General features: G+C 73.7%; 20 protein-coding genes. 18 read left to right on the forward strand and 2 right to left on the reverse strand.

Annotated elements, in window-relative coordinates:
* Positions 1 to 245: 245 nt before the first annotated feature.
* The 3 genes from ACFVFR_RS18975 to ACFVFR_RS18985 all read left to right on the forward strand — a co-directional run bounded on the left by ACFVFR_RS18975 (position 246) and on the right by ACFVFR_RS18985 (position 3896).
* Positions 246 to 998, forward strand: coding sequence for a hypothetical protein (locus ACFVFR_RS18975; RefSeq protein ID WP_383702994.1), 753 nt, complete (start codon positions 246 to 248; stop codon positions 996 to 998).
* A complete protein-coding gene (locus ACFVFR_RS18980) occupies positions 995 to 2371 on the forward strand; it encodes a hypothetical protein (RefSeq protein ID WP_383702996.1) in 1377 nt (458 codons plus the stop codon). Before ACFVFR_RS18975 ends, ACFVFR_RS18980 begins: the two co-directional genes overlap by 4 nt.
* A 169-nt stretch (positions 2372 to 2540) precedes the next feature.
* Positions 2541 to 3896: a hypothetical protein gene (locus ACFVFR_RS18985; protein WP_383702998.1), complete on the forward strand. Its 1356-nt coding sequence runs from the start codon at positions 2541 to 2543 to the stop codon at positions 3894 to 3896.
* 102 nt (positions 3897 to 3998) lie between these two features.
* Here the strand turns inward: ACFVFR_RS18985 and ACFVFR_RS18990 are convergent, their stop codons facing one another.
* The gene (locus ACFVFR_RS18990) at positions 3999 to 5030 is read right to left on the reverse strand and encodes a nucleotidyl transferase AbiEii/AbiGii toxin family protein (RefSeq protein WP_383703000.1); all 1032 of its coding nucleotides are present in this window, start codon (positions 5028 to 5030) and stop codon (positions 3999 to 4001) included.
* A gap of 274 nt (positions 5031 to 5304) precedes the next feature.
* Positions 5305 to 6540, reverse strand: a complete 1236-nt coding sequence (locus ACFVFR_RS18995; RefSeq protein ID WP_383703001.1) for a hypothetical protein — start codon at positions 6538 to 6540, stop codon at positions 5305 to 5307.
* Positions 6541 to 6662: 122 nt separating this feature from the next.
* Between ACFVFR_RS18995 and ACFVFR_RS19000 the strand changes: the two genes are divergently transcribed.
* The 15 genes from ACFVFR_RS19000 (at position 6663) to ACFVFR_RS19070 (ending at position 24041) form a co-directional block, all read left to right on the forward strand.
* Entirely contained in the window at positions 6663 to 9644 is a 2982-nt protein-coding gene (locus ACFVFR_RS19000) for a CRISPR-associated endonuclease Cas3'' (RefSeq protein WP_383703003.1), read from the forward strand.
* 277 nt (positions 9645 to 9921) lie between these two features.
* Positions 9922 to 12000 (forward strand): type I-E CRISPR-associated protein Cse1/CasA, encoded by a 2079-nt coding sequence (casA, locus tag ACFVFR_RS19005; RefSeq protein WP_383703005.1) that lies wholly within the window; start codon positions 9922 to 9924, stop codon positions 11998 to 12000.
* Positions 11997 to 12656, forward strand: a complete 660-nt coding sequence (gene casB, locus ACFVFR_RS19010; protein WP_383703007.1) for a type I-E CRISPR-associated protein Cse2/CasB — start codon at positions 11997 to 11999, stop codon at positions 12654 to 12656. Before casA ends, casB begins: the two co-directional genes overlap by 4 nt.
* 128 nt (positions 12657 to 12784) lie before the next feature.
* Positions 12785 to 13951, forward strand: coding sequence for a type I-E CRISPR-associated protein Cas7/Cse4/CasC (gene cas7e, locus ACFVFR_RS19015; protein WP_383703010.1), 1167 nt, complete (start codon positions 12785 to 12787; stop codon positions 13949 to 13951).
* The gene (cas5e, locus tag ACFVFR_RS19020; protein ID WP_383703012.1) at positions 13948 to 14850 is read left to right on the forward strand and encodes a type I-E CRISPR-associated protein Cas5/CasD; all 903 of its coding nucleotides are present in this window, start codon (positions 13948 to 13950) and stop codon (positions 14848 to 14850) included. The genes cas7e and cas5e overlap by 4 nt, the downstream gene beginning before the upstream one ends.
* Positions 14851 to 14855: 5 nt before the next feature.
* The gene (gene cas6e, locus ACFVFR_RS19025; protein WP_383703014.1) at positions 14856 to 15629 is read left to right on the forward strand and encodes a type I-E CRISPR-associated protein Cas6/Cse3/CasE; all 774 of its coding nucleotides are present in this window, start codon (positions 14856 to 14858) and stop codon (positions 15627 to 15629) included.
* 253 nt (positions 15630 to 15882) lie between these two features.
* Positions 15883 to 16215, forward strand: a complete 333-nt coding sequence (locus ACFVFR_RS19030; protein ID WP_383703125.1) for a hypothetical protein — start codon at positions 15883 to 15885, stop codon at positions 16213 to 16215.
* Positions 16216 to 16265: 50 nt separating this feature from the next.
* Positions 16266 to 16577 (forward strand): pore-forming ESAT-6 family protein, encoded by a 312-nt coding sequence (locus tag ACFVFR_RS19035; protein WP_383703016.1) that lies wholly within the window; start codon positions 16266 to 16268, stop codon positions 16575 to 16577.
* Positions 16578 to 16973: 396 nt separating this feature from the next.
* The gene (locus tag ACFVFR_RS19040) at positions 16974 to 17351 is read left to right on the forward strand and encodes a DUF6507 family protein (protein WP_383703018.1); all 378 of its coding nucleotides are present in this window, start codon (positions 16974 to 16976) and stop codon (positions 17349 to 17351) included.
* A gap of 13 nt (positions 17352 to 17364) precedes the next feature.
* Positions 17365 to 20262 carry a hypothetical protein gene (locus ACFVFR_RS19045; protein ID WP_383703020.1) on the forward strand — a complete coding sequence of 966 codons (2898 nt, stop codon included), beginning with the start codon at positions 17365 to 17367 and terminating at the stop codon, positions 20260 to 20262.
* Positions 20255 to 20791: a hypothetical protein gene (locus ACFVFR_RS19050; RefSeq protein ID WP_383703023.1), complete on the forward strand. Its 537-nt coding sequence runs from the start codon at positions 20255 to 20257 to the stop codon at positions 20789 to 20791. The genes ACFVFR_RS19045 and ACFVFR_RS19050 overlap by 8 nt, the downstream gene beginning before the upstream one ends.
* 80 nt (positions 20792 to 20871) lie before the next feature.
* Positions 20872 to 21507: a hypothetical protein gene (locus ACFVFR_RS19055; protein ID WP_383703025.1), complete on the forward strand. Its 636-nt coding sequence runs from the start codon at positions 20872 to 20874 to the stop codon at positions 21505 to 21507.
* 9 nt (positions 21508 to 21516) lie between these two features.
* Complete coding sequence (locus ACFVFR_RS19060) at positions 21517 to 22161, forward strand: hypothetical protein (RefSeq protein WP_383703027.1); 645 nt, start codon at positions 21517 to 21519, stop codon at positions 22159 to 22161.
* Between the two features lie 249 nt (positions 22162 to 22410).
* Positions 22411 to 22716 carry a hypothetical protein gene (locus tag ACFVFR_RS19065; protein WP_383703029.1) on the forward strand — a complete coding sequence of 102 codons (306 nt, stop codon included), beginning with the start codon at positions 22411 to 22413 and terminating at the stop codon, positions 22714 to 22716.
* On the forward strand, positions 22710 to 24041 hold the full coding sequence (locus ACFVFR_RS19070; RefSeq protein WP_383703031.1) for an EsaB/YukD family protein: 1332 nt from the start codon (positions 22710 to 22712) through the stop codon (positions 24039 to 24041). Before ACFVFR_RS19065 ends, ACFVFR_RS19070 begins: the two co-directional genes overlap by 7 nt.
* Positions 24042 to 24048 lie beyond the last annotated feature (7 nt).

The raw sequence follows: 24048 nt of genomic DNA on the forward strand, positions 1-24048 counted from the left end.
CGATCCGGGAGAGCGTAACGGCAGGCGGGCCGACGGGCCGACGCCCGCCCGCCACTTCCGCGGGCCCGGCCGTTCGCCCCGGCTTGTTCCGCCCCCTTGACGCGCGCGCCGGTGCGCGCGCCGGCCGCGCATTCGGCCGTTGTCGCGGGCGGATGTGCCGGGCCGGCCGTCGGGGCGGGGGTCGGTTGGTTACGCTCGCCACGGCGGGCGGACGCGCCCCGCCCAGGTGCGGGAGGGGGCCAGTGGTGAGCTTGACGGGACGCGAGGTCGTGCGGGCGCGGCCGGGGGAGCGCGGGGCCACCGGCGCCGGGCCGACGCCCGCACCGGACCCGGCGACGACGGTCGCCCCCGTGACGGCCGAACTCGCCCGGGCTGCGCTCGGCGCGGCGCTCCACGACCGTTACGAAGCCCCGTTCCGGCCACCGACCGCGCCCACCCCCATCGCGCACCCGAACGGCTTCGTGAAGCTGCCCCTGGCCCAACTCCGCACCGACGGGCGCCGGTTGTTCCTGCACGTGTGGCAGGCCGGCGGCGAGGACGCGCAGATCCACGACCACCGCTGGGACTTCGCCGCCACGGTGCTGGCCGGCGAGCTGTACAACACGCTCGTCGAGATCGCCCCCGACGCCCCGCCCGCCCCCTCGAACCCGGCCGCCGCCCCCGCCGCCTACGCCCCCGAGGCGTACGACGTCGTGCGCTACCGCCCCCGGGACGGCGGCTTCCACTTCGACGCCGGCGACGCCCGCCGGGTGCGGGTGACGTCGGCCCGCACGCACACCGTGCCCGCCGGCGGGCACTACGGCATGGTGGCGGACACCCTGCACCGCGCGGGAGCGGCCCCCGGCACGCTGACGCTGGTCGCCCGGGGCCGGCCCGTACGCGAGGCGCCCCGGGTGCTGGTGCGCGGTCCCGTGACCGAGGGGTTCCGGCAGTGGCGGTACGTCGACGCGGCCGAACGCCACCGGCACCTGCGCGCGGCACTGGACCTTCTCGGATGAGCCAGCCGGCCGACGGCGGCGCGGGAGGCGGGGCCCCGGGGGGCGCGCCCGGGACGGCCGACCCCGACGTACTGGTGCGCCGGGACACCGTGTTGATCATCGCCGTACGGATCGACGAACCCCCGGGTGCTCCCTTTCACCCCGGGCCGCTGGTGCGCGTCTGGCGTCGCCGTCGCGGCAGCGGCGACGTCGACTCCTCGACCCGTCGCCGGGTGGGCCACACGGATCAGCGACTGGTGCCGTTGCTGTGGGAACCCACGGTGCGCTGGCACACGGAGGAGGTCGACCCGCGACCCTCCCCGGGCGGCTTCGTGCTCAGTGCCGTCGAGCTGATCCGCCTCAACGACTCGGCGCTCGGCATGCTGCGCCGCATGGACGTGAGCCCGACGGCGAACGGCGTCGCCCTCCTCCACGGCAGCCTGCCGGCGAAGCCACCGGCACAGATGCCCGGAGCGCTGCGGAACTGCGCCGACCTCGATCCGCACCACGCCGACGGCGTCCACCGCGCGTGGGCCGCCGACCAGCTCCCGCCCGGCTGCCGCATCTCCACCGCCGAACGCGAGGCCGTCTACTGCACCCTGCTCACCGCCCGGGGCGACCTGCCACGACTCACCACGGACAGCACCCCACCGGGCTCGGAGAGTTGGAGCGCGGTGGACCAGTGGCTGTGGCAGATGTACCACGCGACGAACTTCCCCCCGGGGCCGGAGGCGCGGGCCAAGCTGGAAACCCTGCGGCTCCAGCTCCCCAGCAAGGTGAGCGGCGTGCTCGGCCTGCGCGGGCTGGTGCTGGTCGGCAGCGAGCCCGACCCCGGCCGGGACGACCGGGGCAACTACTACAACGGCGCCACGCACTCGGTGGCGACCCTGTACGCCGACGCCCTGGCCCTGGCCCGGCTGCACGAGATCGTGTTGGCGGCCTTCGGCGCCGAGGTGGCGCGCATCGCCGAAGGCATGCCACGCCAGCGGGTGGTCGCTCAACTGGAACGCGACCTGCTGGTGTTCCGGCGTGGCTACTGGGCGGCGGATTTCGGCCGTACCGAGACCGCCACCACGCTCCTGCGCACCTGGCGGCTCAGCGCGGGCCTGGCGGACGAGGTGCAGTCACTCAAGGACGACCTCGGCGAACTCTCCCGGCAGGTGCTGTCGAGGGAGACGGAGGCCAGCAACGCCATCCTGGGGCTGCTGGCCGCCGTGGGCCTACCCCTCAGCGTCGGGCTCGGCATCTGGCAGGGACTGCCCGGCTCGGGCGGTGCCGCCCTCGCCCTCACCCTGGTCATCACCGGCGTCACCATCGCCCTGCTCCTGCTCGTCTTCCCCGGCCTGCGGCGCCTGTTCGTCCACCTCTTCCAGTGGGAGACGTGGCGGGAGTGAGCGCGGTGTGGTCTCCACGGGATGTCGGGCGCGGCCGGTCGGTTCGGCGGGCGGAGGTGGCGGCTGTGGCTGTGGCTGTAGGGAGCTTCGAGGGCCCGGCGGGCCGGCCCGTGGGCGCCGGGGCCGCGTGTGGGGAACCGCGTGCCGCGCGCGAGGGTCGGAGGCGGGCGTGACCCCCGCGTACCGCTGGCCGCCCCGGCACGCACCCGGCTTCCCGGCCGACTGCGCGGACGCGGGGGACGTGCTGGCGCACGTCGCCGACTCGGGTGACCGGGCCGTGACGCTGATCGTCGTCACCAGTGCCCTGCGGGCCAGTGTGGAGGACGACGGCGACCACGAGGCGGGCCTGGAGCGGGTACGCCGCAGCCTGGCCGCCGTCGGTCGGGCGGCGGGCGCCGCCTGGCACCCCGCGTACTACGGCAAGGACCTGGTCCTGGTCCGTACCGCGCCGGACGGGCCCCGGGAGCCCGTGCCCGCCCCGCTGGTCGCGGGCGCGCGCGGCGTACGGCACGGCTGGGCGTGGGACCACGTGCCGCTGGGCGCCGGCGGGGCCGCCGAGCGGCGCGGTGCCCTGCTGCGCGCCTGCTACGCCGTCGCCATGGCCGCCCGGCTGCGCCGGGACCGGCCTGACCTGCCCTGGCGGCGGGCGCCCGAAGCGCTCGCCCGGGTTCCCGAGCTGCTCTCCGTGCCGGCCAGCGCCTCGCTGCTGGCCGGCGTGCTGGTCCGCCCGCTGGACGGGCAGCCCACGCGGGCGGGAGCGGGCGACGGCGAGGATCCGAGGCTGCCGGGCGTGCTGTCGGCCGACGGCGCGTCGGGGCGCGTGGCGGGCGGCGCGCGTGGCCTGTTCACGGTCACCGACGTGCACGACATCGAGTGGGGCACCACCTCCCGGGCCGGCGACGGCGCCCGACTCACCCGGGGCAACGCCAGCGAACTGCTGCCGCTGGCCACCGCGTGGCACCGCGCGCCGCTGCCCGTCGCCGACCTCGTCCGCCGCGCCTACCCGTCGCGCGCCGCGCGGGAGGCCGTGCTCGCCGACCACCTGCGGGCGATCAGCGACGGCCTCGCGGGCACGGGACGGCTGTTCGCGACCCTCGGCGACGGCCTGTCGGGCACGGTGACCGACGCGGACGCGCTCCGCGCGGCGGTGGCCCGCGCCAACCGGTGGAGCGCGGGCCAGATGCACAGCGGCGCGGGGGCCGCGCCGATGACGGCGGGCGAGGGGAGCGCGGCGGGGCCGGCGGACGCCCGCCGCCGCGCCCACTTCAGCCTGCACGTCACCAAGACCCTCAAGGGCACGCGACACCCCCAACGCCTCCTGCACCTCTACGGGCAGCCGCTGCCCCCCGACGCGGCGGACGCCACCCTCGACTTCCTGGCCGCCCTCGGCACCGCCGGCCCCGGCGCCCCCGGCGCCCACCACCTGACCCACGCCAGGCGCCTGCGCGCCGACTGGCGACGCCACCTGCCTCCCGCGCACTTCGACCACCTGGAGCGCCTGTTCACCACGACGGAGGCCCGGTAGGGGGCGCTCTGGCCGCCCTGCCAGTGGGCCGCGCCCCCGTCGGTCCACTGCCCCGGGTGCGCGTCGGCCGCGGTGTGCCCGGCGGTCGAGGCCCGGGGTGGCTCACGTGGGCTGCCACCGCCACGCGGTGGGGGACCAGGACCGGGGCGGGGCGGTGGCGTCCGTCGGCGTGGGTGCGAGGTCGCCCGGCGGCGTCGCGGGTGGCGCGTGCGTGGGGTCGTACGGTGCGGCCGGCGCCGCGAGGACCGGGGCCCAGAAGGCCGCGAGGCGGCGTACCGCCTCGGGCAGTCGGCCGAAGGGCCAGCCGGCGCGGAAGGTGGCCGTGTCCCAGAAGTCCAGCCACTCCGGTGGCGGCGGGGGCAGGGCGGCCGGCCACGCGCGGCCCATGGCCGCGAACTCGACCGCCACGTCCCGGCGCAGCTCGTCCAGGTCCAGGCGCGGGGCGCGGTGGCCGGCGGCGGCGATGAGGAAGTCCGCGAGGTCGGACCAGCGCGTGTTGATCTTTCCTGCTTCGCGCTGCCGTGTGTACCGCAGCAGCTTCTGGGCCAGGCATCGGCTGAGCGTCGCGGCGGGCACCGGGTGGGCGCCCGCGTCGGTGGGGAAGGCCAGCGGCGCGGTGCGTGTGTCGCGGGCGGCCGTGGCCTCCGGGACCAGCAGCACGTTCACCAACACGGACCCGTCGACCCGTTCGCCCGCCACCTCCACCAGTGCCCGATGCACCGCGGCCCGGCCCGGTGAGCTGAAGACCACCGGCTCCGCCCGCGACAGCCGCACGCGTTCGCCGCCCGGCCCGCATGGCAGCGGAGCACCCCGCAGCAGCTCGCGCCCCGCGCCGGCCGGTACCGCCAGATCCACATCGCCCGGCATCCGGGCCACCGGCCCGAGCCAGCCGAGCAGCGCCGTCGACCCCTTCAGATGCCAACGTCCGCTGGGCAACGCGCTGTCGAGCGTGGCCACCACCACGCCGATCGTGCGCAGTTGCTCCCGGTCGGCTCTGGCCAGGGCGGCCCAGTCGGCGGCCCCCCAGGCACCGCGCGCACCCCCCGGCCGCGCCGTGGTCCCGCTGCCGGCCATGACCGGACCCGCCCCCTCCGCTCGCGCGTCGCGTACGTCATCGACCCGGCCGCTGCTCACGAAACCCCCCGTCACCGTGCCCCGCGCCCGAACCCGCCTCGGCCCCGTCCCCTGCCCGGGCCCGTCGCCCGCCCCGCGCCCCGCGACCCGCGTACGGCCTCGCGTGCGGACTCGACCCCGAGCCGCGCCCCTTCACCGCTGCCCGGCGCCCGCCGACCGCTCCGCGCACACCGCCCGCCCGGCACTCGCCCACCCCGGCCACGTGACAGCCCCGGTTCGCCGCCTACTCCCCGGGCCCGCGTCCGCCCGCTCTCGACGGCCCGGTGCGCGGGCGTCACAGCAGCGTATCCACGCTCGGCGGGGAGTCGCCGGCGTGGCCGCCGGCGCTCAGCCAGGGGCGTAGGCGTGGGGTCGGGTCGGGGGCGAGGTGGGGGCGGCGGGCCAGGACGGCGACCCGGGTCGCCAGTTCGCGCAGGCCCACGGGCGAGAGGTCGTCGGCGGCCAACTCCAGCACCGCGTCCGGTACGAGGTCGGCGACCTCCGCGTACCGGCTCGCCAGCGCGAGCAGCCGCGCCGCCGCGTACCGGTCCCGCCCGACGCCGTCGAGCAGCTCCGCCACCGCCGCCCGCCCGTCCGTGGTGTCCACCGCCCTGTTCAGGTACATCACGGCCCGGGGCAGCAGTGCGGGCCACTTCCGCACGGCCGCCGGCACCTCGCGGGAGGCCCGGGGGTCTGGGGGCAGGCGCGGCAGCGCGAACCGCATCCCGCGCAGGTCGTCCTCGCGCGTGCTCGCCCGCCACACCCTGCTCGGCGCGCCCGCCACGTCCCGCGCCGGCCCCGCCAACACCGTGGCCGCCGGCCGCAGGCCGCCCTTGGCCGACGCCAGCGTGAGCCCCAGGGCGGCCAGCGCCTCGCGCACCGCCTCGCGCACCCGGTCCGCCTCGGCCTCGTCGCGTACGAAGACGTGCCAGTCGTCGGCCCAGCGCAGCCACCGGCCCGGCACCAGACCGCCCAGCGTCGCGTCGACCGGGGCCAGCGCCGCGCCGCCGACGCGGTTGGCCCAGCGGTGGCTGGAGAAGACGACGTGACCGGCCGCCGCGTGCAACTGGCTGACCAACGCGCCGAGTTGCTCGCTCATCCAGGACGCGCCCAGCACCGTGGCCAGGGGGAGCGAGCGGCCGAAGCGGTGGACGTCCAGGCCCAGCACCAGCGGCAGGTCGTCCCGCCCGGCCAGGTCCCGCAGGCGCTCGCCGCGCCGCCGGAAGGCGGTGGTGTAGTCCCAGCCCGGGCCCCGGTAGCTGAACACCTCGGGTGGTGCCGTGACGCCGCGCAGCGCGCGCTCGGTCGCGTGGTGCAGTCGGGCGCGGACGGCGGTCGAGACCACGGGGACGACCTCGCGGCGGTGGGCCAGCGGCACCCGCAACCACTCGACGGCCAACGCGCCCGAGCCCGGCGCGCGCCCGGCCGCCAGCCCGCGCAGGACATCGGTCGCGCCGAGCGCGTCGGGTATCCAGTCCGTCAGCAGATCGTGGCCGAAACTCACGCTCAGGGCCAGGTCGTCGTCCGTCACGGCGGCATGATGCCACCGGGGGTGGGACCGGTGGTCCCGGCTGGTCAGCTTGGCCGTAAACGATGGCGGAGCGGACCGAGAGGGACGCCCTGACCACAGCGACGAGGCGAGGGAGGGACGGCATGCCCGACGGGCCGTACCGTGACGCGTGGGACCCGGCCGTGTCGTTGGGTGTCTGCGTGGCCAAGACGCCCCGGCGGGGCAGCGACGAGACCATGAGTCTGGTCGCCACCCACCTGCTGGACACCGCGGCCGTCGCCGAGCGCCTGTGGGACGACTACCTGGCCCCGGCCGCGCGCCGTCAGCTCGACGAGGCGGCCGGCGGCCCGGGCCGGGGCCGCACCCTGCTGGCGTGGATCTGCGGCCTCCACGACCTCGGCAAGGTCACGCCCGCCTTCCAGTGCCGGCTTGAGGGCTACCCGCCCTCGCTGCACGCGGCCGGTCTGACCTGGCCCTCGCTCGTCCCGAGGGTCCCGTGGCGGCACGGCGCCGCCGGCGGCTACCTGCTCATCCCGCTGCTACGGGAGGAGGGTTGGCCCACCGAGCAGATCGCCTGGGTGTGGCCGCTGGTGGCCGGCCACCACGGCATCCTGCACGCGGCGCAGGAGCTGGAGCCGGCGCCGAAGGGTCTGGGCGAACTCCAGGGCGGCGAGCGCTGGGCGCGGGCGCGCCTGACCCACCTGCGCTACGTCACCGAGCAGCTCGGGCTGCCCTCCGTCGCCGCCGTGGCCCCCGTGGCCGTCCCCTCGCGCGCGCTCCAGCTCATGGTCAGCGGACTGGTGGTGATGGCCGACTGGATCGCCAGCGGCACCGCCGAGTTCCCCGGCATCGACGACTTCGCGCGGGTCGGGATGGCCGGCGCGCGCGAGCGGGCCGCCGCCGCGTGGCGGAGCATCGGCCTGCGTGGCGGCTGGGGCACACTGCCCACCCCGCCCGCCGACGCCTTCGAGCGACGCTTCCAGCACCCGCCCCGCCCGGTGCAGACCCTGGCCATGGAGACGGCGCGGGCCATGGAAGCGCCCGGGCTGCTGGTCGTCGAGGGTCCCACCGGCGAGGGCAAGACCTGGGCCGGGCTGATGGCGACGGAGATCCTGGCGTCGAAGTTCGGCGCCGACGGCGTCTTCGTCGGCATGCCCGAGTGGTCGGCCAACGACCCGCTGTTCGCCCACGTCCGCGAGTGGGTCGGCCGCGTCGACCCCGAACTGGCCCCGCACGTCGCCCTCCTGCACGGCCAGCGCAACCTCATGCGGGAGTGGAGCGCCCTGATCGCGGCCCCCGCCGAGCGCCAGCGGGCGGCGGTCGGCACCTGCGACGAGGACGGAGAACCCGGCGCGGAGGGTGGCGGCGACGTGCGGGCCGTGCCACGACAGACGCCCGCCGACTGGTTCTTCGGCTACGACCGCGGCCTGCTGTGCCCGTTCGTGGTCGGCCCCACCAGCACGCTGCTGCACGCGGCGACCCGCACCAAGTTCGTCATGCTCCGGATGGCCGGCCTGCTCGGCAAGGTGGTGCTGCTGGACGAGGTGCACGCCGCCGACGTCAGCGGCTCCCGCTTCCTGCTGGAGGGACTGCGCTGGTTCGGTGAGGCTGGCGTGCCCGTGGTGCTGCTCTCCGCGACCCTGCCGCCCGCCCACCGGCAGGCCCTGGCCGACGCGTACCTGGCCGGCGCCGCGCGGCGTGAGGAACCCGACCACCACGCCCTGGCCCACCCGGACCAGCAGCCGGCGGTCACCGCCGTCTGGCCCACCCCGGGCGGCCCCGCCAGCCTCACCCGTACGACGACCGCCCGCCGCCCCTCGGTGCCGCTGAGCGTCGAACCGATGCCGGAGACCGTGCCGGCGGCCGGGGCCGGGCCGGCCGCGCACGCCCGAGCTCGCGCGGTCTCGGACGCGGCCGTGGCCGGTCGGCTGCGCGCCGAACTCGCCGACGGGGGCTGCGCCCTGGTCATCCGCGACTCGGCCGACCGCGCCCAGAGCCTGTACACGCGCGTGCGAGGCCACCTCCCCGACACCCGCGTGGTCCTGCTGCACGAGCAACTGACCGCCGCCGAACTCGCCACGCGCATGGCGGAGTGCCTGGACGTGCTGCGGCCCGCCCGGCCCGGCGAGACCACCCCGCCACCGCGCCCCCACCGGATGGTCGTGATCGCCTCCCAGGTGGCCGAGCAGTCCTGCGACCTCGACGCCGACCTGCTGCTCACCGACCTGGCCCCGCTGGACCTCCTGCTGCAACGCGTCGGCCGACTGCACCGTGGCGACCACGCGCCCCGCCCCGAGCGGCTGCGCACACCGCGCGTCATCGTCACCGGGTACGCCGACGGAGACGCCCCCGCACCCGAGGCCGCCGCGCCCGCCGCGCCGCCCGCGACCGCCGGCCCCACCCCGCCGGGCGGCCCGGGAGCCCACGTCCCCGTACCCCGTTTCCCGGCGGCGGCCGAGGACCGGTACGGGCGCCACGCCCTGCTGCTCGCCGCCGCCCACGTACGCCGTGCCGCGCGGCCCGAGCACGCCTGGTCCCACCCGGCCGACGTGCCCGGCCTGGTGGCGGCCGCGTACGACGACACGGACGAGACGGGTCACCTGGCCGACGTGGTGCCGGGGAGCTGGCGCGAGACGGTCGCGGTGGCCCGCCGCGCGGCGGAGGAGGAACGGCGGTCGCGCGCGGTGGTGGCCGACGAGCGCGTGCTGTCCCGACGAGGGGCGCGCGAGACCGCCACCCTGGAGGGCCTGCACCGGCTCACCCAACGGTTCTCCGGCGGCCCCGACGACCTCGACGCCGTGGTCCAAGACCACGCCGGCGAGCGGGCCGCGCTGCTGACCAAGGACGGCGACGTCCTGCGCACGGTGGACGGAACGGAGTTCGGCGAGAACGAGCGCCCCGACGCCGCGCTGTGCGCCGCGGTGACGGCCGCCACCGTGGGCCTGCCCCCGTCGTGCCACGGCGCGGGCCGCCGGGACCTGCCCACCCGGCGGCCCTGGGGGTGGACCCCGCTCGCACACACCCGGGTCCTCATCCTGTGCTCCGACGGGCGAGCCACCCTGGCCGGCCGCACGCTCCGGTACGACCCCGAGCTGGGCCTGGTCGACGAGGGACCGGCCACGTGAGCGCCTGACCCACCCGCCGCGTGCCCCCGGTGACACCGGCGGGCAGCCACCCGGGCGGGCGCGGGCGGACCGCGTACCGCCCGGGCGGGCCCGAGCATCCCCGCGAGGCGCGGGGCCGACCTGCGTCGCGAGACGAAAAGCGGGACAACCCCCGGCGCGCCGGGGCGCGGACGCACCCATTCAGCTCCCGCTTCAGGAGATTCTTGCATTCGGCCCGCGACGCCTCGCCGGCTGTGCCAAGCTGACATCCCCCCACCCCGTAGACGAAAAGCATTGTGTGGAGGCTGGGTTGTGGAGTCTGCTCGATGAGCCGTGGCTGTCGGTACGCGCCGCTGACCAGGGAGATACGTCCGCGTCACCGAGCTCGGTGGAGCCAGGTGGACATGACGTAGGAGTGCGCGAACTCCTGCTGGAAGCACACCGTTTCCGGGACTTCGAGGTGGACATCCCCACCCAACGGCCGGCGATCTTCCGACAGCTCCTGCTGCCGCTGGTGGTGGACGCGCTGGACTTCCCGAAGAACGCCGCCGACTGGTCCGAGCGGTTCTCCCGGGGCTCCTTCACCAAGGACGAACGCGAGCGCCTGAGCGCCTACTTCGACGCCCACGGCCACCTCTTCCACCTCTTCGCCGCCGACGGGCCCGCCGCCCGGGACGGCGACCTGGACGAGCGGCCACCGGCCACCGACCTCTTCGCCCAGGTCCCCGGCCTGCGGACAGCGAAGGGTGAGACCAAGACCTCCGCGCTGCTGGTCCCCACCGCGGCCCAGGGCAACAACGTGCCGCTGTTCTCCCCGCGCACGGACGCGGACCCGCTCGCCCTCACCCCCGCCGAGGCCGCCCGCTGGCTGCTGCACACCCACTGCTGGGACACCGGCGCCATCAAGACCGGCGTGGTCGACGACGACCAGGCCAAGGGTGGCAAGACCACGGGCAACCCGGTCGGCCCGCTGGGCCAGTTGGGTGTGGTGATGCCGCGCGGCACGACGCTGTACGAGACGCTGCTGCTCAACATTCCGTACGGCACGACGCGCCTGGCCGGTGACCTGCCGCAGTGGTCGCGCCGGGAGCGGGGTGAGCAGGCCGCCCGTACGCACTCGACGGCCACTCCCAACTGGCAGGCCCGCACGGCGGCCGGCCCCCTGGAGGTGTGGACCTGGCAGGCCCGGCGCGTGTTGTTGGTGCCCGAGCGGATCGCCGACGGGAGCCTGCGCGTCACCCGGGCCGTGCTGGCGGCCGGGGACCGGCTGCTGCGGGTCTCGCAGGACCACGAGACGCACACGGCCTGGCGGGAGGAGAGCCCCGCCTCGTACGCCAAACGCAAGGGAAAGGCCGCCGAGGTGCCCCGGACGCGCCCGCTGCGACACCGCGAGGGGCGCGCCGCCTGGCGCGGGTTGGACTCACTGCTGGCCGTGGACCGTTCCTTCGACGCCACCAAGGCCCCGAACGACCAGCACGGCTACTACACGAGCGAGTTGCTGAAGCAGCTCAGCGCGGCGCGTCAGGAGTACGGGACACCCCGCTCGGACTACGCGCTGCAACTGGAGCTCACCGGCGTCACGTACAGCAGCAAGCTCGGGGCCGTCGAGGACCTGTTCTTCGACGAGATCCCGCTGCCGCTGGCCGCGCTGGACCGGGCGGGCAGGACGCGCGGCGCGCTGCTGGGCGCGGTGGAGCAGGCCGAGGAGCTCTCGCTGGCCGCCAACCGGCTCGCGGCCGATCTGCGCCGGGCCGCCGGGGCCGACGCGCCACGGCGCGGCACCTGGGAGTACCCGGGCGAGGCGCTGCTGCACGCGCTCGACCCACGGGTACGAGCCCTGCTGGTGGAGCTGCGGAAGGCCGACGAGGACGGCGAGCGCATCCAGGCGGAGCTGGCCGCGTGGGAGGAGATCGCCGCCCGCGAGGCGTGGAAGGTCGCGGACCAGGTCCTGACGAACGCCGCCGCGCCCGGCCTCTTCCAGGGCCGCGTGGTCGCCAAGGGCGACGCCAGCCGGGTCTACCGACTCAGCGAGGCGGAGGCCGGGTTCCGCAAGAGCCTCAACAAGATCCTCTGGCGGCGGACCGAACGGCGGGCCGAGGGGCGGCGCGCGCGAGCCGCGGAGGCGCAGGCGGCGCGGGCCGCCGCTGAGGCCGAGGCCGCCGGGGAGGCCGGTGTCCCTGGGCCGGGCGCGGCGGAGACACCGGGGCCACCCGCCCCCGACGCCCCCACCCCCGAGGCCACGGGGCCCCACCCTGTCGGCCCTGACGCCAGCGGACGCCACCCCGGCGCCCCCGACAGCCCCGGGTTGGACGGCCGCGTGCCCCGGCCCGACACCAGCCAGCCCGACAACCCGCCGACGGAAGGCACCTCGCGGTGAGCATCCCACCCCAGACCGCGCCGAACCCCGCGCCCGCGCGGGACACCGCGACCGCGCCCGCCCCAAGCCCTGCGACACCCGCGACCGCACCCGCGCCGGCCACCCGGTACTGGAGCCGCTACCTGGACGCCAGGGGCCGCTGGCAGGGCCACGCCCTCAGCGGCCCGCCCGGCGAGGAACTGGCCGACCTGCGCGCCGGGTTGGGCCGGCCGGCCGGCACGGTGCCCGCGATGTGGCCGTACTACACGAGCCCCACCGACGGCGAGGTCACCCTCGAACTCGACGCCGAGCACGGCGCGCTCGCCCTCTACGGCCTGCACCAACAGAGCCAGCAGCGCCCCATGCACCGGGCCGACATCAACCTGGGAACGGCGCTGCGCTCGCTGCGGGTGGCCGACCGGTTCAGCCCGGAGGCCCTGGACCGGCGGGTGGCGGCGGCCGTGAACGCCACGTCGGTGAAGGCCCTGCTGCACCGGCTGCGCGGCCTGATCCCGCAGCTCCGCGCCGAGGCCATCGCCCTGGACTACGACTGGCTGACGCTGGACCTGGCCCGCTGGACCCGCCCGGAACAGCGCCAGCGCGTCCGCCGCAACTGGGGCCTGTCCTACCACGCGTGGAAGCCGCTCGGGGACGACGCCGCGACCGACGGGGCGTAACCGCACGGCACCATCCGGCCTTCCGCCGCGCCCGGCACCCCACGCCCGGCACCTCCTCGTCCACCCGCCCACCCTCATCCGCGTGGCCGCCACGGCCGCGCGGCTCCCTACCGAGCCCTGGAGGCCCCATGGAGCTGCCCGCTCCCCGCGCGTTCGTCGACATCCACATCCTGCAGACCGTGCCCCCGGCCAACCTCAACCGTGACGACCAGGGCAACCCCAAGGAGGCGTTCTACGGCGGGGTGCGCCGCTCCCGCGTCTCCTCGCAGGCGTGGAAGCGCGCCACGCGGCTGCACTTCACCGACCAACTGCCCGAGCAGGACCTGGCCACCCGCACCCGACGGGTGGCCGCCGCGCTCACCGCCCGGCTGCGCGAGACCGCCGGCCTCGGCGACGAGGGCGCCGCCCGGCTCGCCACGGCGCTGCTGGCCCCGTTGAAGATCCGCGCGGGCAAGAAGGAGGGCGACACGGCGTACCTCTTCTTCTACGGACATCGCCAGCTCGACGCCGTCGCCGCGCTCGTCCGCGACCGGGCCGCCGAGTACGTCGGCTACGACGACAAGAAGCTGGCCGACGAGATGGAGAAGCTGCCGATCCAGGACGTGTTCACCTCGGGCCATCCGCTGGATGTCGCCCTCTTCGGCCGGATGGTCGCCGATATCCCCGCGCTGCGCGTGGACGCCGCCGTCCAGGTCGCGCACGCGCTGTCCACGCACGCCGTCGAGCTGGAGTTCGACTACTTCACGGCCGTCGACGACGAGGCGCGCAAGGGCCAGGAGACCGGCGCCGGCATGATCGGCACCATCGGCTTCAACTCGGCCACCCTCTACCGGTACGCCAGCGTCGGGTTGCACCAGCTCCGGAACAACCTGGGCACCGTCGAGGACGCGATCGACGGCGTGCAGAAGTTCGTGACCTCCTTCGCCCGCTCCGTCCCCAGCGGGTACGGCAACTCCTTCGCCCACCGCACCCTGCCCAGCCTGGTCGCCGTCACGGTCCGCACCGACCAGCCCGTCAACCTCGTCTCCGCCTTCGAGGAACCCGTCACGCCGGACGTGGGCATCGCCGCCGAGTCGGCCCGACGGCTGGCGCGGGAGCACACCACCGCCCTCAAGCTGTGGGGCGACGCCCCGGAGCACCAGTCCGTGTGCCACGCCTTCGGCGACGACTCCACGGCGGGCACCGCCATCACGACCGCCTTCGGTAAGGGGGTCACCTTCCCCGAGCTCCTGACCGGCCTGGGGGAACACCTGACGTCGCTGGCCGGATCGGCCGCCACCCCGGCCAACCGATGACGCTCCCCGGCCCCGCCCACCGGGGCACACCCGCGCCCGTCGCCCCTCCACCGGCACCGGACAGCCCGTCGGCGGTCCTCCTGCTGCGCCTGGCGGGCCCCCTCCAGGCATGGGGCTCCAAGGTCGCCCTCAACCGTCGGGAGACCCACTCCGAACCCACCAAGTCCGGCGTGATCGGCCTGCTCGCCGCCGCGACCGGCCGCGACCGCGACGAGCCGCTGGGCGAGCTGCTGGACCTGCGCCTTGGCGTACGCGTCGACGTGGCCGGATCGCTGCTACGCGACTACCACATCATCTCCGACTACCGGGGCCGCCCGCTGCCCCAGTCGGGTGTCTCCGCCAAGGGCGTCCAAAAGCCCACGCAGCCGGCCAAGTTCACGCACGTGACCAGCCGCTACTACCTCCAGGACGCGACGTTCCTGGCCGCCCTGGCCGGCCCCCGCGAACTGCTGGAGCGCCTCGACCGGGCCGTCCGCGCCCCCGCGTTCCCGCTGGCGCTCGGCCGCCGGTCCTGCCCGCCCACCCAGCCGGTCGCGCTGGGTGTGCACGAGGGGGAGCTGGCGGACGTGCTGGGCGCCCACCCGTGGCAGGCGTCCGCGCGCCTGCGCGCGCAGTACGCGGCGCGCACCGGCCGCGAGCAGGGCCTGGACCAGCCCGTGTACCCGGCGCGCATCGACCTGTCGGTGACCGTGGAGAGCCCGCGGGGCGACGACGAACTGTGGGACGCGCCGCTCTCCTTCGACCCGCTGGCCCGCCGCTTCACCAGCCGCCGGGTGTACCGCGACTGGTTCGCCGTACCCACCGGCTTCCCCGCCGCCGACATCACCCCCGACTCCGGCCCCGGGGACGCCGACCCCGGCGCCACCGGGCACGACCCCTTCGCCCTGCTGGGCAGGTGACCGAGATGACCTACCTCTCCCGCGTCCGCATCAACCCGCTCCGGGCCGAGAGCCGGCGTCTGCTGGCCAGCCCACGCGCCCTGCACGGCGCGGTCCAGGGCGGCCTGCCGGGTACGTCGAAGGAGCGCGTGCTGTGGCGCCTGGACGCGGACAACCCGCGCCGGCCCCACCTCGTCGTCCTGACCCGCTCCCGACCCGACTGGACGCACGTGGTCGAACGCGCCGGCTGGCCCGACGCCGAGGGCGAGCACGCCCTCGTACGCGACTACACCCCGCTCCTGGCGCACATCGTCACCGGCCGCGAGTTCGCGTTCCGCCTCACCGCCAACCCGGTGCAGAACACGACCTCGCCACTGTCCCCCACCCCCGCCCAGGCCAAGCGGCTGGCCGACGTGCCCGAGGGGGGGCGGCCCCGTGGCTTCCGGCTGGCCCACCGCACCGCCACGGCCCAGCTCAACTGGTTCCTCGACCGCACCGCCCGCTGGGGCTTCGAGGTCCCCGCCTCCCGCGTCGACCCGGCGGCCCCCGGCCTGACCACGGCCCCCCCGCCGGACCCCGAGCTCGCCTCCGACGCCCGCGAGGTCCGCATCACCGCCCGCCACCGCCACTCCTTCACCAAGTCAGGCCGAGGCGCCCACGTCACCTTCCACAGCGCCACCTTCGAGGGCCGCCTCCGCGTCACCGACCCGGAGTCCCTCACCACCCACCTGCTGACCGGCCTCGGCCCGGCCAAGGCCTACGGCTGCGGCCTCCTGACCCTGGCGCCGTTGGCGGGGTGAGTGGACGCGGTGCCGGGCCGCCACCGACGACTACCAGCCATGTCAAGTCGCACAAAAACTGTGTGCGGCAAGGGAGTTGGATGGCGTGCAATGTATGCGTTGTGTCTCAGGCGTTCGGTGTGCGTTGCACCGGAGCCGTGTGCCACTGTCTACTCGGATCAGCACACTGTCGTCGCTTCGTCGCGGCAGGTGATCAACGGGGTGTGCCCGTCGGCGTGGGCGGGGACCCGCACGGGAGGGGTTACCAATGGGTATGAAGTTCGACATGGGCAGTCAGACGATCTCCACGCTGACCAGTCAGTCACGCTATTCGTCGGACGACCTCGGCGGCCTGATCAGGCAACTGGTGGACGCGGCGCAGCCGTTGGAGGGCAAGTTCAACGGGCAGGGCAAGGCCGCCTTCGACCAGTTCAAGGCGCGTTCGGACGAGGTCACGGCCGGGCTGAACGCCGCGCTCGCGAAGATCCTGGGCGGTCAGACGGGCATGGACAAGGCGTTCACCTCCGGCGACCAGGAGTCCGCCGAGAACGCCCACCAGTCGATGGCGTCCGCCAACTTCGACGCGGCGCGGTTCGGCGGACGCTGACCCGCGGGGACGTACGACGGCCACGGCCAGACGACTTGAGGGGGAACACCATGGGTTCGAACTCCGACCGCAACAGCTACGACGGCGGCGCCTCCAGCGAGGTGCAGGGCAGCCTGGGCGGCATCGTGGCCCGGCTCGAAGCCGTGATCACCGACCGGGACCGGCAGGTCAAGGCCGCGATGGCCGACTTCCAGGCCGATGGCGTATCCGACCAGTACCACGCGGCCGAGCAGCGCTGGAACCGTTCGGCGAGCGAGGTACGGGAGATCATCCGGCTCGTCCGGGCGACGCTGGAGAAGAACGACGGCACGGCCCAGTCGTCGCTGAGCCGCGCCAAGTCGGCCGTGGACGGGATCGGCTGACGCGACGCGGTGCGCGGCGACGGGCCGCCACGTGTCGTGCCGTGGTGTGCCCTGAGGTGCCGCGTCGTGGGGTGTCGTCGGGGTGCCGCGACCGGGCGCGTACGGCGGCTCGCCGGCTCAGGGCGTACGGCGTTCGCTGGTCCGGGACGTACGGGGCTGGTGGGCGTACGACGGCCCGCTGGCGCTGGGCGTACGAGGCGGGGTGGGGCTGTCGGGGTGTCGCGGGGCGTGGGTGGACGCGGGGTGGGGCCTGCCCGAGGCGGGTCGCGGGGCCGGCGTCGGGAGGCTGCGGCGGTCGCGCGGAGAGACGGGACGGCGAGAACACGGCAGCGAGTGAGGCACCCCGCACGCCTCGACGTGGGGCGTGTGGGTGACGGTTGAAGGGGGAGGCAGTCGATGACGGGCTGGGACCTACGGCCGCCGGACATCGGGCGGACGTTGCGGGACACGGTGGAGATCGCCAAGCGGCTCCAGGGTGAGGCGAAGGCGTTCGGCGAACACCTGAAGGACGCGGCGACCCACGCGGGCACGCTCGCCACGGGCGGGGAGACGCCGGAGGCGGGGCTGGTGGGGCTCGCGCTCTCGGAGTTCGCGACCCATGCGGAGAAGGACCTGCGGTTCGTCGCGGCGCGGTCCGCGAAGTCCGTGAAGGGCGCGAGCGACGCGACGACCGCGTACATGCACGGGAACTTACAGATGGCTGCCGACGCCCAGCGGGAGGCCGGCAAGGCCCCCGACCCGGACTTCGGCAAGCCCACGGGGGAAAAGAAGTAGGTGGGGGGCCGCCATGGGTGACACGCCGGACCGGATCGACCCTTCGGGCATCCCGACCTTCACGGGCAGCCTGGAGTTGTTGGAACACGACATCACCGGGTTGCGCGGGGACGCGGGCAAGGTGCGGAGCACGGGCGCGGACACACACTCCGAGTTCCAGAAGCTCTCGGCCTTCTACCAGGCGCCCGAGGCCGACCAACTCTTCGCCACGACACAGCCGGTGAAGGACACCGCCGGCCGCTTCGCCGACGACCTGACCACCGTCGCCTCGGCACTGGAGGGTTACTCCACCGAGGTCCGCCCGATCATCGACAGGCTCAAGCGGCTCAAGGCCGAGGCCGCGGCCTTCGTCGAGGACATCGAGGACGACGACGACTGGAAGTACGACGGCGGCAAGGTCGACAAGAACAACGACCTGGTCCAGGACGTGTCAACGGCCGTCGCCCAGTTCTGGGCGGCCGAACGCGCCGCCGCCAACAAGATCAGCGGCCTCGTCAACGGCGGCACCGTGTGGCGCGAGGACGACGGCTCCGGCGGCAAGAACATGTACGGCTACAGCGTCGACGACATGAAGAAGGCCGGCGAGACCCCCTGGGGCAAGGCCGTCGAGGAGAAGCACCACGCCTGGGAGATCGGGCACTGGGCCAAGAGCTTCGTGTGGGACGGCTTCATCGTCGAGGGCGTGTGGGGCACGCTCAAGGGGCTCGGCGGCCTGGTCGGCCTCGGCGGCTGGGAGACGTTCAAACAGTCGTGGAAGGGGCTGGGCCAACTCGCCACCGGACTGGCCATCCTGTCGATACCCGGCGGCATGATCGCGTACGACCTGCTGCCGGAGGGCGGCGTGAAGAACTGGAGCCGGCAGAGCCTGAAGACCACCAAGGAGGTCGGCAAGTCCCTGGTGGCCTGGGACGAGTGGCGCAAGGACCCGGGCAAGGCGGCGGGCCTGGTCAGCTTCAACGTCATCACCACGGTCGCCACGGGCGGTACCGGCGCGGTGACCAAGACCGGCACGGCGGGCAAGGTCGTGTCGGCCGCGGGCAAGGTGGGCCGGGCCGTCGACCCGATGACGTACATCGTCAAGGCCGGTTCCGCGGGCCTGGGCAAGATGCCCAAGATCGGCGACGTGACGGCGAGCTTCCGGGGCCTGAACACGGTCGAGGGCGTCGACCTCCCCGACGGCACCGTGCGCCTCCCCGACGGCCAGGTCTTCGACCCGACCACGCCGGAGATGCCGCGACTGCCACCGGGCAAGACGGGCGTGGAACTGCCCAACGGCGTCCCGAGCCTGGACGTCCCGGAGGGCTCCGTACGCCTGCCCGACGGCGACTTCCTCGACCTCGACGGGACACTCCGCAACCCCGACGGCACGATCAAACAGGCGGGCGAGAAGGCCCAGCACGAGCTCAGCGCCAACGACCGCGCGGCCCTGGACGGCGACACGCCCGGCGCGCCCACGCGCGCGGGAGAGGGCGCCCCGGTGGGCCGCTCTCCCGACGCGGCGACGGCCGCGCGGGTACCGGAGCTCGACCTGGCCACGGTCGGGGCGGGCACACGGGGCGCCGACGACGTGGTGCGGCTGGGCGGCGACGACGCGGCGCGGGTGGGCCCCGGCGAGGTGCCCCGGGTGGGCGACGACGCGGCGCGGGTCGGTGGCGACGGTGCCACCGGGCCGGGCGCGCGGCCGGGCGCGGTGGGTGATCGTCCGCCGACGGGCCCGGTGGCGCACACGGGGGACGGGCCTGGTGGCCCGCCGCCTGGCTCGGGGAATGGGCCTGGCGGCCGGCCACCTGGCTCGGGAGACGGGCCTGGTCCCGGTGGGCCCGGTTCCGGTCCGGCGGACGGGCCTGGTGTGCGGCCGGGTGACGGTCCGGGGGTACGGCCCGGGGACGGCCCCGGTACGCGGCCGGGTTCCGGCTCCCGCCCCGACGTCGGGCCCGGAGGGCCCGTGCGCGAGGTGCCGGGTGCCCCTGCCGGGGCCGGGCGTGAGGTGCCGGGTACGGGTGGTGGCGAGGTGCCCGGAGGTGGGCGTGACCTGCCCGAGTCGGGTGGCCCTGGCCGGGACCTGCCCGAGCCGGAGGCCGCCGGCCGCGACCTGCCGGAGTCGGCCGGCCCACGCGAGCCGGACGCCGGCCCCGGCGAGCGCGAGCCCGCTCCGGGTGATCGCGAACCCGGCTCGGGCGAGGGGGAGCCCGGCCCGGGTGAGCGGGTGGGGGACGAGGGGGGTAAGCGGCCTGATGCGGGCGACGACCTCGGCTCATCGGCTAAGCCCGGAGCATCCGAACCGGCGTCCCCTCCAGTTACAGAGGTTCCGGGATTCGATGCCGGAGACGGGATCACCTACGCCGAACGCCCTGAGCCGTACAACCAGAAGACGATGGACGACTATCAGCACTACCGGAACTCGACTACCGACGTACCCGCGATCGCACAGAACACCAACATAAGTGAGAGTGTGATCCAGCGCGCGAAGGAAAATCTCTTCCTTAACAGGCATGATGTGGCGGTGGGGCCGGACCAGATCGCTCGTGGCGTCTATTTCACTCCTGACGATCAAATTGCACAACTCTGGAGGAAGGCTGAGAGGGGGACACTTAAGGCTGATGAGGAAGCCTATTTCCGCGGGCTCATTGCTCACGAGTTCGTGGAGAGTAAACTCCTGGAGGCCGGTTTGCCCTACAGGCCGACTCATCCGGACTACTGGGATCCTGAGCGCCTCACGGTTGACACGAAGAATATAGGTGCACATGATGTAGCGCCGAGATCGTTCTCTCCCGCGCCGATCAGCGCCGAAGGTTCGTTGCGTGTTTGGTCCAAGCTGGGTTTGAAGGCGCCATCCGAAGTCATAGCTGCTGACCTATCCAACTTGGATGTGGTCGTGGATGCTGCCAAGAGAGGTTTGAAACTTGAGTGACAAACTCATGCGCGACGTGGCCGAGCGCCTTTTGAGCGTCGACTGGACTGATGAGGACAAAGCTGCGCGCCATGCACCCTCTAGGTCGAGGCTGTTCCGTGAATACCTGCGCAGACTGGCCCTCCAGGTGGAGCGGTTCGAAGGGGAGGTTCCTGACTGGCCCTACACGGATCTCGTGCGATTGTTTTCGCCAGAGAAGCACGCGGAGGGAAGTGGCTCAGTAGAGCAGATTGTGCGAGAGATCTCTGATCGAGGAGCTCAGCTTAGAGTCGAGTATTTGTGCCGATCGGCTCTGCACTGGGCTAGAGTCAAGAATTCGCATGATGTGATCAATGAGGATCTACCCGATCCGTTTGAGCCGCTCCTCATGCTCTTCGAGCGAGGTGGCGGGTTCGTGGTCGAAAATGGCGTGGCGGATTTCGAGTTCATTCACGTGCGTTTGGGGAGATGGCAGGATCACGTTGCTCGGACTTCTGTCACTTCTCTCGACGAATCAGCATTGCGCGAACTGGATGACCTGGCTGACTGAACCTCCGCGACGAGTCGCCGCAGGGCCAGGGTGGAGCCCCAGGCGCGGGCCTCGACCGTCTGGTACCTGAGAGCGGCCCGATGCGGCCCGAGCAGGAGGCGGCCGTCACGGGTGAGCTCACCCGCGCGAAAGTGTCTCTGAACGACCAGCAGCGCATTATCACTCAGCTGCGGAAGTCCCCCTACGGGGCCAACATCTCGGAAATCATCGCTTCGAAGAAGTTCTCCGATGTCGAGGGTTTCAAACAGGTGCTCTCTGACATCAAGAACAAGCAGGAGCAGCAAGCGGTTCACATGGCCCTACAGCACGCGGTCGATCTGGAACGGAGTGGCGTGCCTATCGACCGGATGGGCTTCGAGAAAAAGATGCCGGATGATAAGTTGGACCTCGATGTCTTTACTCGGGAATCGGGTCCACGTGTCGACCCGGCTACGGGAAAGCCTATTGAGCCGCCGATCGACTACGCATACCAGTTGAAGGGTGTTGAGGGCGTAGACGGAATCAAGAGTGCCGCTCGCAAGATTTCCCGGAGTCAGCTCTACGGAAACCTGCCCCACAAGATCGCCATACTTGATGTGCACTCGACGCGGGCGGCGTTCACGTCTCAGCACAGGGCGGACATCACGCATTTCTCAAAGAAGTCAAATATTGTCTTCCATCTGCGCTTTCAGGATGGGTATATCACAGTGCCACCTCGTGGCAAGTTGTTCCCGTAAGGAGTGGTTGTGGCCTGGTCTATGCGTGCGCCGGAGCACTGTGGCGCCTGGATCTGGGAGCTAGAAGGTTACGCTCCGGCGGGGTTGGAAAACTCTTTGCTGGTTGCCGAGAAAGTGGCGCGGGTGCTCGACAAGTGGCGGCTCCATACTCCTCATGCTCTCTCGTTCGACTGGTACGCGGAGGAAGGGGGAGGGACCGGCTTCGCGTCGCGACTCGCCCTGAAGGTGCCCTTCGCTGATCAGGACACGGTCAGGCGTATCCACGATGCCCGACCGGTTGGGCTTGTCGGAGGCGCGGTGGGCGATATTACGGTCCAGGGGCGCGGGGAATGGATTGACAGCGAAGGTGTCCCGCATTCCGAAGTCAATCTGATCGAGCTGATCACTTCGCCCGACCCCACCGGTCTGGCTATCGAGATCTCGGTGGCGCACGACGTGTGGAAACCACACGACTACTACGGACGGCCGCATCCCGAGTTGTACCGCCGCAACGCTCCACGTCTTGCGGCGGCGCTGGAAGAGATCGACGGCCTGTTCGGTGTGGCGGGGGTTCCCGGAGAGCCTACGTATTTCGGAGTGGCTGAAGGGTATGGGATCGCCGAAGCCGACCTTGATGATGCCGGTTTCGGCCCGAACCTGACCGACAAGATGTAGTCAGGGCCGGGTGGGACGTAGCCGTGTCGGGTCGCGCGTCCTGCCCGCGATCACTTCGACAGATGGCGCGTCTCTCGTCGAGGTGAACGCCGCTGTCGCGTTCGGTGACGTGCGGTTCGCATCCGTTGTGTGGTGAAGCCGCAGGTCGCCGAGCGGGTGGGCCGCGCGATCTCCCCAACCCCCGGCGGCTGTCGGACCCGCGTCGTATGGTGTAGGCAGTGCATCACAGAGCGTGAGGGGGTGGGGGGCTTGGCGCGGGACTATGACAGTCAGTTACTGGAGTCGGTGGCCGTGCGGCGGCGGCGGTTGCGGGATGCGGTGGTGTTCGGGGGGCAGCGGTCGCGGCGGTCGTTGGACGAGGGTGTGGGGAAGGTGTTCGGGGGGATCGCGCTGGCGGCGGTGGTGTGTGCGGGGTGTGTGGGGTGGTCGTTCGTCTCCGGGAAGTTGGCTGACAAGGAGAAGGAGCGGCGGGAGTCGCCTCGGGTGGTGGTGACGGCGTCGGCGGGGGTGGGCGATCGGGCCGGGTCGGCGGGCGGGGCGGGGGCTCGGTGGTGACCGTGACGGGGCGGCGGGCCGGGTTGAGCCGGGTCACGTTGGTGGGGAAGCGGCGGCGGATCGACATGCTGCTGCCCGCCGACGAGCCGGTGGGTGAACTCCTCCCGGACATCATGGAGATGGTGGGGGAGCGGCCCGGGAAGGAGCCGATGCTACGTCGGCTCGTGCTGGCCGACGGTGCGGTCCTGGCCCAGGACGACACGTTGGCGTCGCTGGACGTGCCGGACGGGGCCGTGATTCGGCTCGTACGCGAGGTGGAGACGCCGGCGGCTCCCGTGGTGCACGACGTCAGCGACGAGGCGGCCGACGACCTCGACGTACGCGGGTGGCGGTGGGACGAGCGCGGCCGTGTGTGGGCGGCGGGTGTCGCGCATCTGGTGCTGGCGTTGGTGGCGGCGGGGTGCGCGCGGCAGTGGCTGGGGGCGGACGAGGCGGGCCCGCCGATCCTGGTGCTGGCGGCGGTGGCCGCGGGGGTCGGGGCGCCGCTGGCGCGATGGGTGGCTCAGGCTCTGGGCACGGTGTTGGTGCTGGTGGGCGGGGTGTTGGGCGCGTTCGGCGGCTGGATGGTGACCGGTGCCGAGGGCGGGCCGGAGCTTCGGGTGGCGGCTGTCGGGCTCGCGGTCGTCGTCGCGTTGGCGCTGCTCGGGCTGTGCACGCCGGTCGGGCGGGGTGGCCTGGTGGGCGCCGGGGCCGTGGCGGTGGCCGTGGGTGGGTGGGAGCTGGGCTGGGCGCTGACCGACGGGTATCGGGTGGGCGTCGCGTTGGGTACGGCGTCCGTGTTGGCGCTGGGGTTGCTGCCACGGCTGGCGCTGATGGGGGCGGGGCTGACGCGCTTGGACGACCAGCGTTCGGGTGGCGCCTCGGTGAGCCGGTACGGGGTGGACATCGCGCTGGCCGCCACACATCGCGGGTTGGCGCTGGCCACGGTGACGGCGGCGGGTTCGGCGGCCGCCGGGGGCTGGTTGGCGTTGGAGCGGGCCGAGCCGTGGACGGTGGCGGTGGCGGCGTTGCTGGTGGTCGTGCTGCTCTCCCGGGCCCGGGCCTTCCCGCTCGGCGTCGAGGTGGTGGCGTCGCAGGCCGCCGCGGTGGTGCTGGTGGTGCGGCTGGTGGTGCTGTGGGCCGAGCGGGGGACGGCGTACCCGTTGGCGGCCCTGGCTGGCGCGGCGCTCGTGCCGCTGGTGGTGCTGGCGGTGCGACCGCCGGACCATGTGCGGGTGCGGCTGCGGCGGTTGGCGAACCTGGGGGAAGCGGTGGGCGTGGTCGTGCTGATACCCGCCGCCATCGGGGCTTTCGATGTCTACGGACGGCTGCTGGACACGTTCTGAGGGGCCG

Origin of the sequence: Streptomyces sp. NPDC057702, from assembly GCF_042799315.1 — a bacterium.
In the GTDB taxonomy this organism is placed as follows: domain Bacteria; phylum Actinomycetota; class Actinomycetes; order Streptomycetales; family Streptomycetaceae; genus Streptomyces.